Below are 15,384 nucleotides of genomic sequence, written 5' to 3'. Positions count from 1 at the left end.
GCTTGGCCGACAGGTTTAAAAGTATTATATCATTCAGGAATGAGTAGAGTGAGTAAATAAAGATTACCCATAATTCCTTCCTTTTAGTATGCCTTAAAAAGGCAAGAAAGAGAATTACGGGTAATAGTGAAGAATATAAGCTGATATGTAAGAAAAAACTCTCTATATCAGGGGGCTTTACCTCAAATATAGAGATTCAGGTTTATTTAATCAATAATAAACCATGAGTCACCCCAAAGATCGTCACCGGAAGGAGAGGGGATGCTTCTGTCAGCAACAATGCCTTTTTGTGTTTGAAGCTGGGCGTCTTCAGTCACTACAGTGTAGTTAATCAGCTGTTTGCCATTTTGATCGAGGCCTACGTAAACCAGGGTTTTTTGGCCCATTTCATTAATGGCGTTGTAGAACTGGATACCGGCGCAACCAGGCTGAGCTAGGATCTGGTTCAGAATTTCTTTACCGATAATGTAACCTTGTACATCATTCGGGTTGGCCTTGCGGTAATTGTTAACCAATTCTGCGCCTAATTCATGAGTAATTTCTTCACCAATAGTAGCAATGTTACGTTTAGTGATAAGTTCAGTCTGCATCATAGTAGTAAGTTTTTAGAGGTTGTAAAAAGTGGTTCCGGATAGTAAGAAACCTCCAAAAAAAAAGATATACAACGGGTTGCGAGCACCCATAAATGCTGTAATTTTGCCCGAAATGCTCTATGGGCCTGCGTTCTGAGGGAATTTTCTAAGAAATATTACGAGGTAAAATGAGGGAATTCTTCTCTTTGTATACCGTATATTTACTATTCACAAAGTTCGTATAACCTACATTTGCGAGATGATTATTCACACATGTGAATAAGTGTAATTGCTTAAGTATCGTAGGATTAGTGCTTAAGTAGTGTGTGTTGGATTTTAAAAACGGGGCGCAGTAAGTGGCAGCTCTTACAGTAATAATTTCCTTTTCTTATTTACCGGCTGAGTGATTGCAATACAACTGATTTTTAAAACAGGTATCAATTGAACTATGTTTTCGAAAGGGTATGACCTTGTATTGGCCAGGATGAGGCAGTTACCTGGAAACAGCGTAGTTAAAATAAAAAGAAGAAGTTGACCGATATTGGATTTGACAGATGGCATTCATAAGATTGTTGGAAATACTTTTAGGACGGTGATCGTGATATTGGATGTTTTAAGGTTGCCATTCCTTATCAATCAACTTCTGAAACAAAAATAATCGGCTACCAGTCAGTCCACAATAGCGGAAACGCTCTATTTTAAATGTTCGGGAATTACCGGTAAATGTGTAAAATATTCGTAGATAAACTGGTACTATTTCGATTGATCCTGGTAAACTAACGTTTACAAAGTGACTGGAATCATTTTTTTATGCGATATTGCCTGAAGGTTAGGGCCCCGGACGGTATCAAACACCATTAAGGGGTTAAAACGGTAGGGCAAATTTGACCAGAAAAGGACAACTTATAACCCATTAATAAGCCAACCTTACCCATTATGAGCACTGAACTGGTTATTAAAGTAGCACTTGCCGACGATCATAAGATATTTCGCGACGGCATTAAAATGGCCCTTAAAGGAAAAGAATACCTGAAGATCCTTTGGGAAGCCGAAGATGGTAAAGATCTGATGCACAAAATGCAGATCAAAAAACCAGATGTTTTACTGATGGATATTCGTATGCCCGAGGTAGATGGGGTGAATGCGATTGGGATTTTGCGTAAGGAATACAGCGATGTAAAGATCGTTGTATTGACCATGTACGACGAACAGGAAATGATCACCAAGATGATGGAAATGGGCGCCAACGCTTATCTCACTAAAACCTCTGACCCTGAAGAGATCTATCAGGCCATACTCACCTGCATGAATGATGACTTTTACTTTAATGATCTTGTAAACAAAGCGGTACTGTCAAAATTGCAAACCAAAAAACAGGTACGGCAGTTTTACCCCAATCCCGTAAAGTTCTCCGAAAAAGAAATTAAGATCCTGAAGTTGCTGGCAGCCGATAAAACTACCGAGGAAATTTCGAAAGAAGTGTTCCTGAGCCCCCGTACTATTGAAACCATTCGCCAGAACATGAAATCGAAAGTAGGCGCCAAAACCATTGCCGGCCTCATCATGTACGGTATGCGCAACAAACTGATCGATTAAAAACTAACCAGCCCATGCCTGATGGCATACATGGCTAATCCCACCCTGCTTTTTACATCAAGCCGATTGAACAACTGATCGCGTAAGGCATCTACTGCCCTTGGACTAAGCTGCATTGCTACCGCTATTTCTTTATACGTGAACTCGGTGCAACTGAGTTTAAGGAATTGTAGTTCCTGCTCATTGAGCAGGTTTTTCTTTTGGGCAAGGTCTTCCAGCGTATTGCGGAACAGGTTTACCAGTTTGCCGGTTACTGTATGCGAATAATAGTAACCCGATTCCATCACCGACCGAATAGCAAATTTCAATTCATCGGGATGAACGTCTTTTTTCAGAAACCCGCGTACTCCTGCCTGTAACAACCTGATGTGTGTGAGATCGGTGTCGTACATGGTTAACATCAGCACATGAATGGCAGGGTAATGGGTGTGCAGCCATTTGGAAGTGTCGTACCCATCGAGCAGGGGCATGTTCAGGTCAAGGATCAGCACATCGGGGATCTGGTTGGCTTTTATTTTTTCCAGTGTTTCCTGTCCATTACTGGCTGTAAAGATCACTTTGCAATTGTCGAATGTATTGATCAGTGAGGCCAGTGCATCGCGCAAAAGAATATGGTCATCTGCCAGCGCTACCTGTATAGTTGAATGGGAATTGTTCATAGTTTAATAAGGGATTTTCATTTGTACGGATGTGCCCTTGCCCGGTACACTGTTTATTTGGCAGGTGCCATTTATATACGCAGCCCGCTTAATGATATTCATTAATCCGGTTCCTTTTCCTTTATAAGCCGGGGCCGACTGACTGATAAAACCTTTTCCATTGTCGTTTATTTCAATGTCGACCGCAGTGTGCTGGTAATTCAGCCGTACCGCAATTTCAGTTGCCTGTGCATGTTTGATACAATTGTTCAGTACTTCCTGCATGATCCTGAAAACAACCAGTTCTTTTTGGGTTTGCATATAAACGGGCGAGCCGGTTACATCGTATTGGATTTTATAAATATCCAGCTTTTGTATTTTGTTTAATTCCAGTTCCAGCGCTTTCAGCAATCCGTTCTCTTCAATAAAACCGGTGTGTAATGCCTTGGATATATAACTCAGGTCTTCAATGGCGCGGGAGATAAAATTTATGGAACCGCTTACTTTTTCGCGGGAGTGGTTAACGTCGTTCCAGTCGATGGTATTCAGGTTCAGCTTGGCCAGTGTAAGTGAAAGCCCGATGTTGTCGTGGATTTCGCGTGAGATACTTTGAAAGGTTTGTTCCTGTATTTCCAGCTGGGTAGTCAGCAGGGTTTTCTCAAAATCAGATTTCAATATTTCCAATCCTTTTTTGTAGGAAATATGCCGGCGCTGATAGAGGAATAAAATGAATACAATAAACGCTATCAGGATCAGAATAAAAAGGGTGGTGACAATTATAAAAACGACAATGTTTTGAGGCTCCCCGGGCATAAAAGTGAAATTACTATTTTTGCAGGTATGCAGGCGCCGGTTTCGTATAAATTATTAGAGCAACAACTTTGGTTATCAGCACATAGAAGTGTTTTTTGGGAAGAAGAGAAAGCCCTTATTGTTTCGGATCTTCACTTTGGCAAGACCGGACATTTTCGCAAATCGGGGATTGCAGTGCCGCAGGCGGTGTATAAAGAAGACCTGCAGCGGCTGGTGCACCTGATCCAGTATTTTCAACCCCGGCAGTTAATTGTGGTAGGCGATCTTTTTCACAGCCATCAGAACAAAGAACTGGAACTGTTTCAACGGTGGCGCCACGATTTTCCCGATCTGCCGGTTCACCTGATAAAAGGCAATCACGATATTCTGCACGAAAGCTGGTACAAACAATGTAATATTCAGGTTACCGACGGGGAATTACAACTCGGGGCTTTCCGGTTCAGGCACGACCTGGATAATGCAGTACCCAATAATACCGACTATTTTTTCTCGGGCCATATTCATCCTGGTATTCGATTAAGGGGGGCTGCCAAACAATCACTCAGCTTTCCTTGTTTTTACTTTGCCAAAGCGTTTTGCGTGTTGCCTGCCTTCAGCCGGTTTACCGGTATTGCGCTGGTGCAACCTGAAGACGAAGAGAATGTATTTGCCATCGTAAACGACAATATTGTACAATTGCAATGAGCCCGACACCACCAGTATTGAAAATAGCATTCGATCCCATCTATGCGCATCCGTTGCCTGAGGGGCACCGGTTCCCCATGCTTAAATATGAATTGATCCCTGAACAGTTGTTGTACGAAGGCATAATTACGCCGCATAACTTATTTGCACCGGCGCCTTGCGCTGATGACATCGTGTTATGGACGCACGATGCGGCGTATGTACAGAGACTGCACCGGCAAACATTATCGGCCCGGGAACAGCGGCATATTGGTTTTCCGCAATCGCCTCAGTTAACGCAGCGTGAATTGGTGATCACCCAGGGAACCATTGATTGTTGTCACCATGCATTTGTTCACGGCGTATCGTTGAATGTAGCCGGTGGTACCCATCATGCGTTTGCCGACCGGGGCGAAGGATTTTGTCTGTTGAATGACTTTGGGGTAGCGGCCAATTACCTGCTTAAAAAAGAGCTGGCGCATAAGATCATTATTATCGATCTCGATGTGCACCAGGGCAATGGCACCGCCAGTTTATTTGAACAGGAGCCCCGGGTGTTTACCTTCAGTATGCATGGTGCTCATAACTATCCTTTTCATAAAGAAAAAAGCGATCTCGATATTGCACTGAACGATGGTACAGAAGATAACCTGTATTTAAGCCTGCTGCAAAGCAACCTGCTTACCCTGCTCGAGCAGTTGAAACCTGATTTTGCCTTTTATTTATCGGGGGTAGATATTTTATCGACCGATAAATTTGGTAAGCTGAAAGTGAGTATGGAAGGTTGCCGTCGCCGCGATGAACTGGTTTTCTCCCAATTGAAGCAACATAAGATCCCCTGTGTGGTGGCCATGGGTGGCGGATATTCGCCCGACATAAAAACCATTGTAGAAGCGCATTGCAATACATTCAGAGTAGCAAAAGATATTTACGAATTATAATTACGATCGCTTATTTCCTCCCTTTAGCTGTTGATAGTTTAGAAAGTAAATAAACCGGATAGTAAACTCATTGCCATGCGGGGTGTTGAACAACTGGCGGGCATTAGTAGTGTAATATTTATAGGTATTGGCAGGGAGGGTATATTCATAATCCTTTCCCAGCCAGTTCTTCCAGCCAATAATTAACCGGCTGCCTAACCGAAAATCCCAGGTATAAAAAACATCCAGGTTAAAGGCATTGTAATTGATATCGTATTTGCCGGGCATCAGATCGTACCGGGCTTTCCAGTATCCGTCTTCCTGAATAGTGAACAGGTTGGTGTTTTGTAACCGGTTCCAGTAATGACGGGCCCTGAAGGTAAGATTCATCCGGGAGGTAAAATTGTACACGCCACTGAATATGGCTGTTACATCGGCATACACACGCCGGGCCAGAAGGGGCGCGCCGGTAACCGGGTCGCGAACAAATGCATAACCATACTGGCCATTATCATGTTGTCGTTTATAACTCATTTCCAGCATAAGCTTATCGCTGAACCGGTACCTGATTGCCAATTGAAAGCCGTAATAAGGGTCATTGGGCAACGGTCCTTCCGCGCCGCCAATAAGCCAGCTTATTATTAATGATCTGCGATTATCGGTATTGCCTTCTATAAACAGGTTGTAATAGGGAGCGCGTTTCAATGGTTGCCGGGGTGTTTGAAACAGGCTGGTGGGGGTTTGCATTTCAAAGAAGTCGTTATACCACCAGGGGGCAATATCGGCAGTGAGTGTAAGGCTCCAGAAGTTTTTAAACAACCAGGACGTGTAGGCTTCAAAGGCCGTTTTCTGATACGTGAATGGTTTGAACAGATAATCTCGGTGCACCGACAGGCTGTAACTCTGGTTTAAAAAAGAAGGCGTTGCCTGGTAAATATTATAACTGACAGTACCGGTATTGCTAAAGGCATTGGGCGATGACTGAAAGCCGAGATCGTTGGGATCATATTGGGCCGTTCTTAATTCATTGGTGTAAGAGAATTGCAGGTTGCCGCTCACTTTGCCTGCCTGCAGGTTATTGGCAAACCCATTATACCGGCCCGGGCCATCATATACCAGGCTATACCGTGGCTTTACAACCAGCCCGTACCGGTTGGCTTTGTCGTACAGAGCAACATCAAGGGCGGTTACATTGGCATCGCGCTCCTGGCCGTTGCGCAATACATTGGTATTGGTGAAGGTTATGTAAGAACGGTTCTTCAATGCCTGGTCTAACACAATAATATTATAATTGGCAAGCGGTTCGGTTGTTACCATAGAGTCTTTACCCGTACCGCGATTACGTAAGGTTGCTTTTACATTTTCTGTAACCGCATTAAAGATCCCAATGCCCAGGTTACCGGCCGTGCGGCCCGAGAACTTAACGGCATTATATAACCGGGTTACCGATGGATTTTTTAGCAGCTGATAACCATCCAGCCTGCCGGCGTTGACCATATCCTGCAGGGTATCGTATTTATCGGGTGTTTTACCAATACGGCGCGAATAAAAGATGCCGGCCTTATTGAACAGTTCGGTGCCTTCGGTAAAAAAAGGACGGTTCTCGCGAAACCTGATCTCGAAAGGACTGATGTTATTGATCACATTATCTGAAACTACCTGGCCAAAGTCGGGAATAAGCGTAGCATCGAGGGTAAAGCTTTCGTTGAGGCCATATTTTACATCCATACCACCGCTTTTGAGCGTTTCATATTGTTGCACACTGTTGTTGTGCGGCGTTTGCCGATAACCGCCACTCACATAGGGGGAGAAGCTCAGTCGTAAAGGCGGAACAAGTTTGTTTAAACCGACAATATCGCCAAACTGGTTGGCAAAGCCGCTCACAGCCGGGTTTACGGGATTCCAAAAAGAGGTTTCATTTAGGCGGCGGCTGAAGCGCATGAACTGTATGCCCCAGTCGGCTGTAGTTTTGCGGGAGAAGCGTATAGAAAAAAGCGGGATGCGCATTTCAACAACCCAGCCATCGGAACGAAACCCTACTTTGCTTTCCCAAACGGCGTCCCAACCTGCATCGCCATACATCCCTTCATTACCGGTATAATTAGCGCTTACCCGGGCATCGGTTTGCACGTTGCGGGCGGTTACCAGAAACTGAAAGGCATTCTGCCTGTCTTTATAGGTATCCAGGAAAACAGAGAAATAATCAACATTCGCCTGCTGCAGGTTATCGCGGGGCGTATACTGGCGCCTGATAGCGGCCGAATCGTCGTACAGGTATGCGCCTATGTAAATTGCGTTGTTATCATATAACACCCGAACGGATGTTTTTACAGTAGCTGGCTTACCGTATACAGGTGTGTTGGTTATAAAATCAATTGCTTCGGGAGCTTGCAGCCATACGGAGTCGTCTAAGGAGCCGTCTATGCGGGGCGCCTGGGTCACTTGCACAGCCTGTGTTGTTTTGGGTTGAGCCAACAGTTTGGTATAGGTAAAAAGTAATAGTATAACAACCAGGCATTTGAGCATAGATCGTGTTAAGGGGCAAAATAGTATTGTATATAACGCAGACGGGTAACGTGGTTATCGCTAACCATTAAATAGGAAAGGAGGTATTACAAATTACGGGTGGGAATGTCTGGTCGCACGTAGACAGGCCCCTTCAAATATCGCTAAATATAAGAAGATTCTGGTTATCAGTTACCGGGTACCAAATACCGGGGAACCAATACCCAGTTAGGGGATGTCGAAATTGATTGGGATGCTCAATGAAAACGCCCGGAAACCGGGGACCGGTAACCGGGAACAATTAGTTAGACGTGTAGCTGAACTTATACTAGTTTATCTTCTTCTTTAGATAGCTCACCTGCTCCTGTAATGTATTTACTACATTGGCCAGTTGGTTTACATTCCAGTGCGGTTGTGCATTGGCCTTTCCAATGATCATCATGGCTTTCCAGACTTCAATGATGTCTTCGCCATTCACCTGGTAAGGCTGATAGGTGGGGTTGTCGCTCACAAGGGTGTACTTGTTCCTGGTGCGGTTGTTCTTCATCACTCTTTTGTACACAATGCCTTCATTGCGCGATACCACTATATAGGTGAAGCTGTTCTTTACATCATTGATGTCTTCTACCTTTTCACCCACGATGATCGATCCGCTTGGGGTTGGCAGCATGGAATCACCCACTATTTCAAAGGCACGGTATTGGCCGGGTGCCAGCATGGGAAGGGTGAAGGTATTCAGTTCATCAATAAATTCCGGATCGGCATAACCTGCCAGGTAACCGGCGGCTGCTTTTACCGGTACAAATTGAATTTCATTAGTGCCGGCGCTTAATTTTTGCGCACGTCGTTTAGCCAGGTAATTGCCCTTGCTGTCTGCCAGGTCTTTCAACAACAACTCATCCAATGTGAGTTTGAATAGTTCACCAACCAGTTCCAGTACATCGATACGGGGTTCAGCCCGTTCTTCTTCATAAGCGCCCAACAGAGAGCGTTTGATCTGTAATTTGGTGGCAAATTCTTCCTGTGTCCACCCGCGTAGTTTACGCAGATACTTCAGATTTTTACCGGCCGTTGACATAGACTAATAAGTTTAGCGCTAAAATACTAATTATTTTATCATAAAATGTGAAAAGTGGTCATTAAAATTTCATTTGGAGTGTATTGTTGAGCCATCCTATCTTTGCACATGGCAACAAGAAATAGTGCTCCACAGAAAAAATCCCCCCAGTCAAGTAAGTTTTTTGGTGAAGGTTTAACGTTTGATGACGTTTTACTGGTTCCCGCTTATTCACAAGTGCTACCCAGAGAGGTAGATATAAGCACCTGGCTTACCAAAAATATCAAGCTAAATGTTCCCATGTTATCGGCCGCCATGGATACGGTAACAGAGGCTAACCTGGCAATTGCCCTGGCCCGTGAAGGCGGTTTGGGTATTCTGCATAAGAATATGAGTATTGAAAAACAGGTTGAACAGGCGCGGAAAGTGAAAAGAAGTGAAGCCGGGATTATTTTTGACCCTATTACCCTGCATGAAGACGCCACCATTGCCGACGCCCAACGGTTAATGAAAGAAAACCGCATCGGTGGTATTCCCATCGTTGATAATAATAAAAAGCTGGTTGGTATTTTAACCAATCGCGATCTGCGTTTTGAAACTGATAGCAAACGCATTGTAAGTGAGGTAATGACCCGCGAAAACCTCGTTACCGCCCCTGAAGGCACTACCCTCAAAAAGGCAGAAAAGATTTTACAACAACATAAAATTGAAAAGTTACCGGTCGTTAAAAAAGACGGTACCTTGTTTGGACTGATCACTTACCGCGACATTCTGCAGGTAGTGAGCTACCCCAATGCAGTAAAGGACTCATACGGCCGTTTACTGGTGGGTGCAGCGCTGGGTATTACCCGCGACCTGCTCGACCGGGCTGCCGCACTGCAACAAATTGGCGTTGATGTAGTTTGTCTGGATAGTGCACATGGCCATAGCAAAGGGGTGCTTGAAGCGTTGAAGACCTTGAAGAAAAACTTTAAAAAGCTGCAGGTAATATCTGGTAACGTAGGTACAGCTGCCGGAGCAAAGGCCATGGCCGAAGCAGGGGCAGATGCGGTAAAAGTAGGTATTGGACCCGGTTCAATTTGTACTACCCGTATCGTTGCCGGAGCCGGCGTTCCGCAGATCACAGCTATTATGGAAGCCGCTTCTGTATTGAATAAATTGGGTATCCCCTTAATTGCCGATGGCGGTATCCGTTATACCGGCGATATGGTGAAAGCACTGGCCGCTGGCGCCAACATGGTAATGATGGGCAGCATTTTTGCCGGAACCGAAGAAAGCCCTGGCGAAACCATCATCTATGAAGGCCGGAAATTCAAACAATACCGGGGTATGGGTTCACTGGGTGCTATGAGCCAGGGTAGCGGCGACCGCTACTTCCAGGATGTAGAGGCCGATATTAAAAAATATGTACCCGAAGGCATTGAAGGCCGGGTGGCATTTAAAGGTAATTTGAGTGAGATCGTTTATCAATATGTAGGTGGCCTTAGATCAGGTATGGGCTATTGCGGTGCAAAAGACATCAAAGCTTTACAGCAGGCACAGTTTGTTCGCATTACCAATGCCGGTATGAAAGAAAGCCACGCGCACGATATTGAAATTACAAGAGAAGCGCCGAACTATAGTAGACGATAATACATGGTTGCCAGTTACCAGTTTCCGGTTGCCGGGCTTATATTCGGGACTAATCCTTAATATTTGTCACTCCGATTTCCGCGAACTGGTAACCGGTGACCGGTAACCGGTAACGTTTAAATTCATCCTGATGAATCTTCGTAGTATATTGTCATGTCTTATCCTGATTAGCTCTTTCTCTACTTTCGCCCAAACCGACACAAGTCATCTGCGCATCAGTTTGCTTACCTGCAGCCCGGGCGTGGAATTGTATTCAACCTTTGGGCACACTGCCCTGCGGGTTACCGACAGTGCCCGCGGTGTAGATATGGCTTATAACTACGGTACTTTCGATGACCGCGATCCTAATTTTTATGCCAAGTTTACCAGGGGGATCATGTTGTATGCCCTTTCCAATTATTCGTATCAGGAATTTTTACAGGAATACCAATACGAACACCGGGGTGTTATTGAACAGGAATTACTGCTGACCGGCGAACAAAAACAACACATGTATGCCGCCCTGCAGGAAAACGCCCAGGAGCAAAACCGGTACTACAACTATTATTTCCATACCGACAATTGTACAACCCGCGCCCGCGATATGATTGTTCGGCAAACCGGCGCTTCCATAGTTTTCAAAAACATTCTTCCGGAAAAAATACCTACCTACCGTAACCTGATACATACTTATCTCGATAAAAGCAATCAAAGCTGGAGCAAGTTTGGCATCGATATGTGTTTGGGCAGTAACCTCGATGACCGGGTAACAAACGATCAGTCGATGTTTTTACCAGATTACCTGATGAAAGGGATCGATCAGGCAATTGCTGATGGTCACCCGTTGTTAGCGCATACGCAAACCGTTGTTGCCGCTCCGCCTGTTCCGCCGGCAGTGAACCTGGTCACGCCGATGTTTTTATTCTCTATACTGTTTGTTATAACCGGATTGTTATCATTCAGCAACAACAAGTGGGCGCAGCGGTCCCTGAATGTATTTGACTGCATCTTCTTTCTTTTCGTTGGCATCTTCGGTATCCTGATCGTAACCTTATGGGCTATACGGGTTGATACGGTTTGCCGTAATAACTTCAATGTATTCTGGGCATTGCCCACCCATTTCCTGGCGGCGTTTGTGGTGTATTTAAAAAGGAAATGGCTGCAACAATATTTCCGCATTGTATTTGTACTCACCTTATTATTTACGCTCTGCTGGTTCTTTATTCCACAGCAAATTAATGTTGCCGTATTGCCGTTATTGGGCATCCTGTTAATGCGGAGTTATTTCCGCGGGAATTTACCGTTGAAAAAACGAGCAACTACGAACGCAGCAAACATTTTCCAAAGCTCAAAGGCGATAGATATTGAATTGTAGTACCTTCAGGCCATGGCAACTGAAAACAATATTCTTCTAAATGATAAACCGGTATTTTATCGTGTAGAAGGGCAGGGGCAACCCGTTGTGTTGATACATGGCTTTGCTGAAGATGGTACTGTTTGGGAGCATCAGGTAGAATATTTAAAAAGCAAATTTCAACTGATCATCCCCGATCTGCCTGGCAGTGGCCATTCACCCGTTAATGATATAACCTGGTCCATGGAATATTTTGCCGAATGCATTCGCCAGATAATGGACCAGGAAAATATTAAAACAGCCAGTATGATCGGGCATAGCATGGGTGGATATATTACCCTGGCGTTTGCAGAAATGTTCCCCGACCGCCTCGAATCTTTCGGTTTGTTTCATTCCACTGCCTATGCTGATAGTGAAGAAAAAAAGACTGCCCGGCGCCGGGGCATAGAATTCATTCAGCAATATGGTGCTACCAAATTTTTAGAGCAATCTTATCCCAATCTTTTTGCCGACGTAACAAAAAAACGCCAGCCCGAACTGGTGAATAAAATATTAGCCCGCTACACCAACTTTGTAGGCCTGGCACTCGTAAATTATTACCAGGCCATGATGGTGCGTCCCGATAGGACGCACGTTCTCAAAAACTTTTCCCGCCCTGTGTTGTTCATTATGGGAAAATTGGATAATACCGTGCCATACGAGCAGGTAATGCAACAGTCTTATATGCCTGGATTGTCATATATTCATACACTTGAACAATCCGGCCATATGGGAATGTGGGAAGAACCTGAACTAAGTAACATTTTTGTTTCAGACTTTTTGATGAATGGCCAATTTGTATAACGTAAACAGTGTTGTAGCCCAGCCTAATGAGAAGAACCCTGGCGATAGCTTTGTTATTGTTTTTTGGAACGATCCAGTCCCTCTTTGCCGAGCATATTAAGGGCGGAGAAATGTTTTATGAATATCTGGGACCGGGTGACGTTGCCAATTCTTCCAAATATCGGGTTACGTTAAAGTTATATATCGATTGTAGTGCTACCAGCAGCGGACAGCTCGATACGGAGATCGGGCTAACCATATTCGATAAATCTACCAATGCACAACGTGGCAATCCGGTTACAGCGCCTTATATAAACGATGTCTTTCTGCGGTTCGATCCAAATTCCAATCCCTGCATCAGCAATCCGCCAACGGATGTTTGCTATCGCGTGCGCTCGTTTTCCACAGAAATTACAGTACCCATCAATGCAGACGGATACACCATTGCTTATCAGCGGTGTTGCCGGATCAATAATATCATAAACCTGACCGCACCCAGTAATTCCGTGGGTGCTACCTATGCGTGTGAAATTCCCGGCACCAATGTATTACCAGACGCCTACGAAAATTCAAGCCCCCGGTTCTTACCCAACGATGCTACCGCCATTTGCCGCGGCAGTAATTTTAGGTTGAGTTTTGCTGCTACTGAACCCGATGGTACCGATTCCCTGGCCTATACGTTTTGCAGCGGTTTTTCTGGAGCTTCGCCCAGCGCACCCAATCCTTCAGTAGCATCAAGGCCGCCTTATTCAGCATTGAATTACAAGGGACCCTTCAATGGCAATGCCCCGTTGGGCGGTTTAGTGACCATCAATTCCAAAACGGGTATTATCAGCGGTATTGCTCCTTCGACAATTGGTCAATATGTGATCACAGTTTGTGCGTATGAATACCGCCGGGGTCGGTTGATCAATATTCATAGAAAGGACGTGCATGTAAAAGTATCGGATTGTATTCCGCTGGAAGCCCTGCTGGATCCCGACTATTCTTTTTGCGACGATTTCCTGGTAACTTTTAAAAACGAGCAGGTAAACCCAGGCGGTTCTGAATACACCTGGGATTTTGGTGATGGTTCGCCTGTTGAAACCACCACCGATTTGGAAGGCCGCGTTCAGCATCAATATGCAGATACCGGTACGTATACCGTTAAGTTGAAAGTGGTATTGGCCGGACAGTGTGAAGATGAGACCACAACGCTGGCAAAAGTGTATCCCGGTTTCTTCCCCGCATTTACAGTACAGGGTAGTTGTTTGTTGCTGCCATTGCAATTCATTGATCAAACTACTTCAAGGTATGGGCGGCCGGCAAAATGGACCTGGGATTTTGGCGATGAAACTACTATTAATGATGTGTCTACTGTGCAAAACCCGGGTTGGAAGTACAGCACCACCGGTTTAAAAACAGCCACGCTGACCGTAGAAAGCGACAAGGGTTGTGTGGCCACCATTACCAATGTGGCCGATGTGCGTGACAAGCCTCTTATTTATCTGCCTTTTACCGATACATTGATCTGCAGCATCGATACGTTGCCCCTGATTGCCGGCGGCAATGGGATCTTCTCCTGGTCGCCCGTATATAACATGCTGTATGAAAATACGCCCAACCCGTTGGTATGGCCAAAGACCACTACTACCTATACCGTTACCCTAAACGAAAACGGATGTGTGAATACAGCTGATGTGCGGGTGCGGGTGGTTGATTTTGTAACGTTAAGTGCGGGTGTCGACAGCACCATTTGCCTTACCGATACGGTTCAGTTAGATCCACAGACGGATGGGCTGAAGTTTGAATGGACATCGAACATTCCGAGCTACTTCGATAATCCCAATGTGAAACAACCGTGGGTGCGCCCTGCTTTAAACACCACCTACCATGTGGTAGCGCATATTGGTAAATGTTTTGCAGAAGATGATGTTACCCTGTACACCATCCCATACCCCATAGCCAGGGCGGGCGCCGATACGCTTGTTTGTTATGAAGATACGGCCAGCCTGCACGCCAGTATGGTAGGGTATCGCTTTCTTTGGAGTCCCGTAAGTACGTTAAGCGATCCAAATAGTTTAGATCCATTGGCCTGGCCTAAAAGAACAACATCGTATGTGCTTAGCGTGTATGATACGCTCGGTTGCCCCAAACCAGGCAGGGATACGGTAGTGGTGAATGTGAAAAATGAGATCATTGCTTTTGCCGGCAGAGACACTTCCATAGTGGTGGGCCAACCGTTGCAATTAAATGGCCAGGGTTCCGATTTTTACGAATGGCAACCGCCCCTGCACCTTAACCGGAACGATATTTCCAACGCCGTTGCCATCCTGGATGATAATTTCACTTACCAGTTAAGAGCTTATACGGCTGAAGGGTGCTACGACCTGGATACCATCAACATAAAGGTGTTTAAAACAATGCCTGATATTTTTGTCCCGAATGCTTTTGTCCCGGGTAGCAGTCGCAACAACGTACTGCGGCCAATACCGGTTGGTATTGCCACGCTCGATTATTTCTGCGTATTCAACCGCTGGGGACAAATGGTATACAGAAGCTATTCGGCCGAAGCAGGGTGGGATGGCACCATCGGCGGCAAACGCCAGGACCCCGGCACCTATGTATGGATGGCCCGCGGAACGGATTACACCGGTAAAGTAGTTATGAGAAAGGGAACTGCAGTTTTGTTACGATAGTTGAAAGTTGAAAGTTTAAAGTTTAAAGTTGAAAGTTCGGGTTCCGGTTATTAGGTTATTAGGTCCTTAGGTTTTTGAGTTCTTAGGTTCTTGAGTTATTAGTTCTCAGGTATTAGCTTTTGGTTTCCGAGTCGCGGCCTTTCTGCATCGCCCGC

At 45.2% G+C, this 15,384-nt stretch carries 12 protein-coding genes; 7 read left to right on the top strand and 5 right to left on the bottom strand.

The features are described from left to right. Positions 1 to 206: 206 nt before the first annotated feature. On the bottom strand, positions 207 to 593 hold the full coding sequence (locus BMX95_RS28155) for a hypothetical protein (RefSeq protein WP_081198497.1): 387 nt from the start codon (positions 591 to 593) through the stop codon (positions 207 to 209). Positions 594 to 1,508: 915 nt separating this feature from the next. On the opposite strand from BMX95_RS28155, the gene BMX95_RS28150 reads away from it, so the two are divergent. After that, the gene (locus BMX95_RS28150; protein ID WP_081198498.1) at positions 1,509 to 2,168 is read left to right on the top strand and encodes a response regulator transcription factor; all 660 of its coding nucleotides are present in this window, start codon (positions 1,509 to 1,511) and stop codon (positions 2,166 to 2,168) included. On the opposite strand, the gene BMX95_RS28145 is transcribed toward BMX95_RS28150, so the two are convergent. Continuing rightward, positions 2,165 to 2,827, bottom strand: a complete 663-nt coding sequence (locus tag BMX95_RS28145; protein WP_081198499.1) for a response regulator transcription factor — start codon at positions 2,825 to 2,827, stop codon at positions 2,165 to 2,167. The genes BMX95_RS28150 and BMX95_RS28145 overlap by 4 nt on opposite strands. Before the next feature lie 3 nt (positions 2,828 to 2,830). Next, positions 2,831 to 3,619: a sensor histidine kinase gene (locus BMX95_RS28140; protein WP_081198500.1), complete on the bottom strand. Its 789-nt coding sequence runs from the start codon at positions 3,617 to 3,619 to the stop codon at positions 2,831 to 2,833. Between BMX95_RS28140 and pdeM the strand changes: the two genes are divergently transcribed. Both pdeM and BMX95_RS28130 read left to right on the top strand, forming a co-directional pair. Further along, positions 3,602 to 4,303 (top strand): ligase-associated DNA damage response endonuclease PdeM, encoded by a 702-nt coding sequence (gene pdeM / locus BMX95_RS28135; RefSeq protein WP_244898126.1) that lies wholly within the window; start codon positions 3,602 to 3,604, stop codon positions 4,301 to 4,303. The two genes, BMX95_RS28140 and pdeM, sit on opposite strands and share 18 nt — an antisense overlap. After that, positions 4,300 to 5,223: a histone deacetylase family protein gene (locus BMX95_RS28130; protein WP_081198502.1), complete on the top strand. Its 924-nt coding sequence runs from the start codon at positions 4,300 to 4,302 to the stop codon at positions 5,221 to 5,223. The genes pdeM and BMX95_RS28130 overlap by 4 nt, the downstream gene beginning before the upstream one ends. Here the strand turns inward: BMX95_RS28130 and BMX95_RS28125 are convergent, their stop codons facing one another. Together BMX95_RS28125 and BMX95_RS28120 are read right to left on the bottom strand one after the other, a co-directional pair. Continuing rightward, positions 5,224 to 7,728 carry a DUF5916 domain-containing protein gene (locus tag BMX95_RS28125; protein ID WP_081198503.1) on the bottom strand — a complete coding sequence of 835 codons (2,505 nt, stop codon included), beginning with the start codon at positions 7,726 to 7,728 and terminating at the stop codon, positions 5,224 to 5,226. Positions 7,729 to 8,035: 307 nt separating this feature from the next. Next, positions 8,036 to 8,785, bottom strand: a complete 750-nt coding sequence (locus BMX95_RS28120) for an XRE family transcriptional regulator (protein WP_081198504.1) — start codon at positions 8,783 to 8,785, stop codon at positions 8,036 to 8,038. Positions 8,786 to 8,893: 108 nt separating this feature from the next. Here BMX95_RS28120 and guaB point away from each other — a divergent pair, with 108 nt between their 5' ends. The 4 genes from guaB (at position 8,894) to BMX95_RS28100 (ending at position 15,229) form a co-directional block, all read left to right on the top strand. Beyond that, entirely contained in the window at positions 8,894 to 10,396 is a 1,503-nt protein-coding gene (guaB, locus tag BMX95_RS28115; RefSeq protein WP_081198505.1) for an IMP dehydrogenase, read from the top strand. A 130-nt stretch (positions 10,397 to 10,526) separates the two neighbouring features. Continuing rightward, positions 10,527 to 11,750, top strand: a complete 1,224-nt coding sequence (locus BMX95_RS28110; protein WP_081198506.1) for an Lnb N-terminal periplasmic domain-containing protein — start codon at positions 10,527 to 10,529, stop codon at positions 11,748 to 11,750. 12 nt (positions 11,751 to 11,762) lie between these two features. Further along, complete coding sequence (locus BMX95_RS28105) at positions 11,763 to 12,572, top strand: alpha/beta fold hydrolase (RefSeq protein ID WP_081198507.1); 810 nt, start codon at positions 11,763 to 11,765, stop codon at positions 12,570 to 12,572. Positions 12,573 to 12,598: 26 nt separating this feature from the next. Continuing rightward, positions 12,599 to 15,229, top strand: coding sequence for a PKD domain-containing protein (locus tag BMX95_RS28100; protein ID WP_081198508.1), 2,631 nt, complete (start codon positions 12,599 to 12,601; stop codon positions 15,227 to 15,229). Positions 15,230 to 15,384 lie beyond the last annotated feature (155 nt).

The sequence above is a fragment of the Niastella yeongjuensis genome (assembly GCF_900110245.1).
In the GTDB taxonomy this organism is placed as follows: domain Bacteria; phylum Bacteroidota; class Bacteroidia; order Chitinophagales; family Chitinophagaceae; genus Niastella; species Niastella yeongjuensis.
This window is presented reverse-complemented; position numbering and strand designations above follow the sequence as displayed.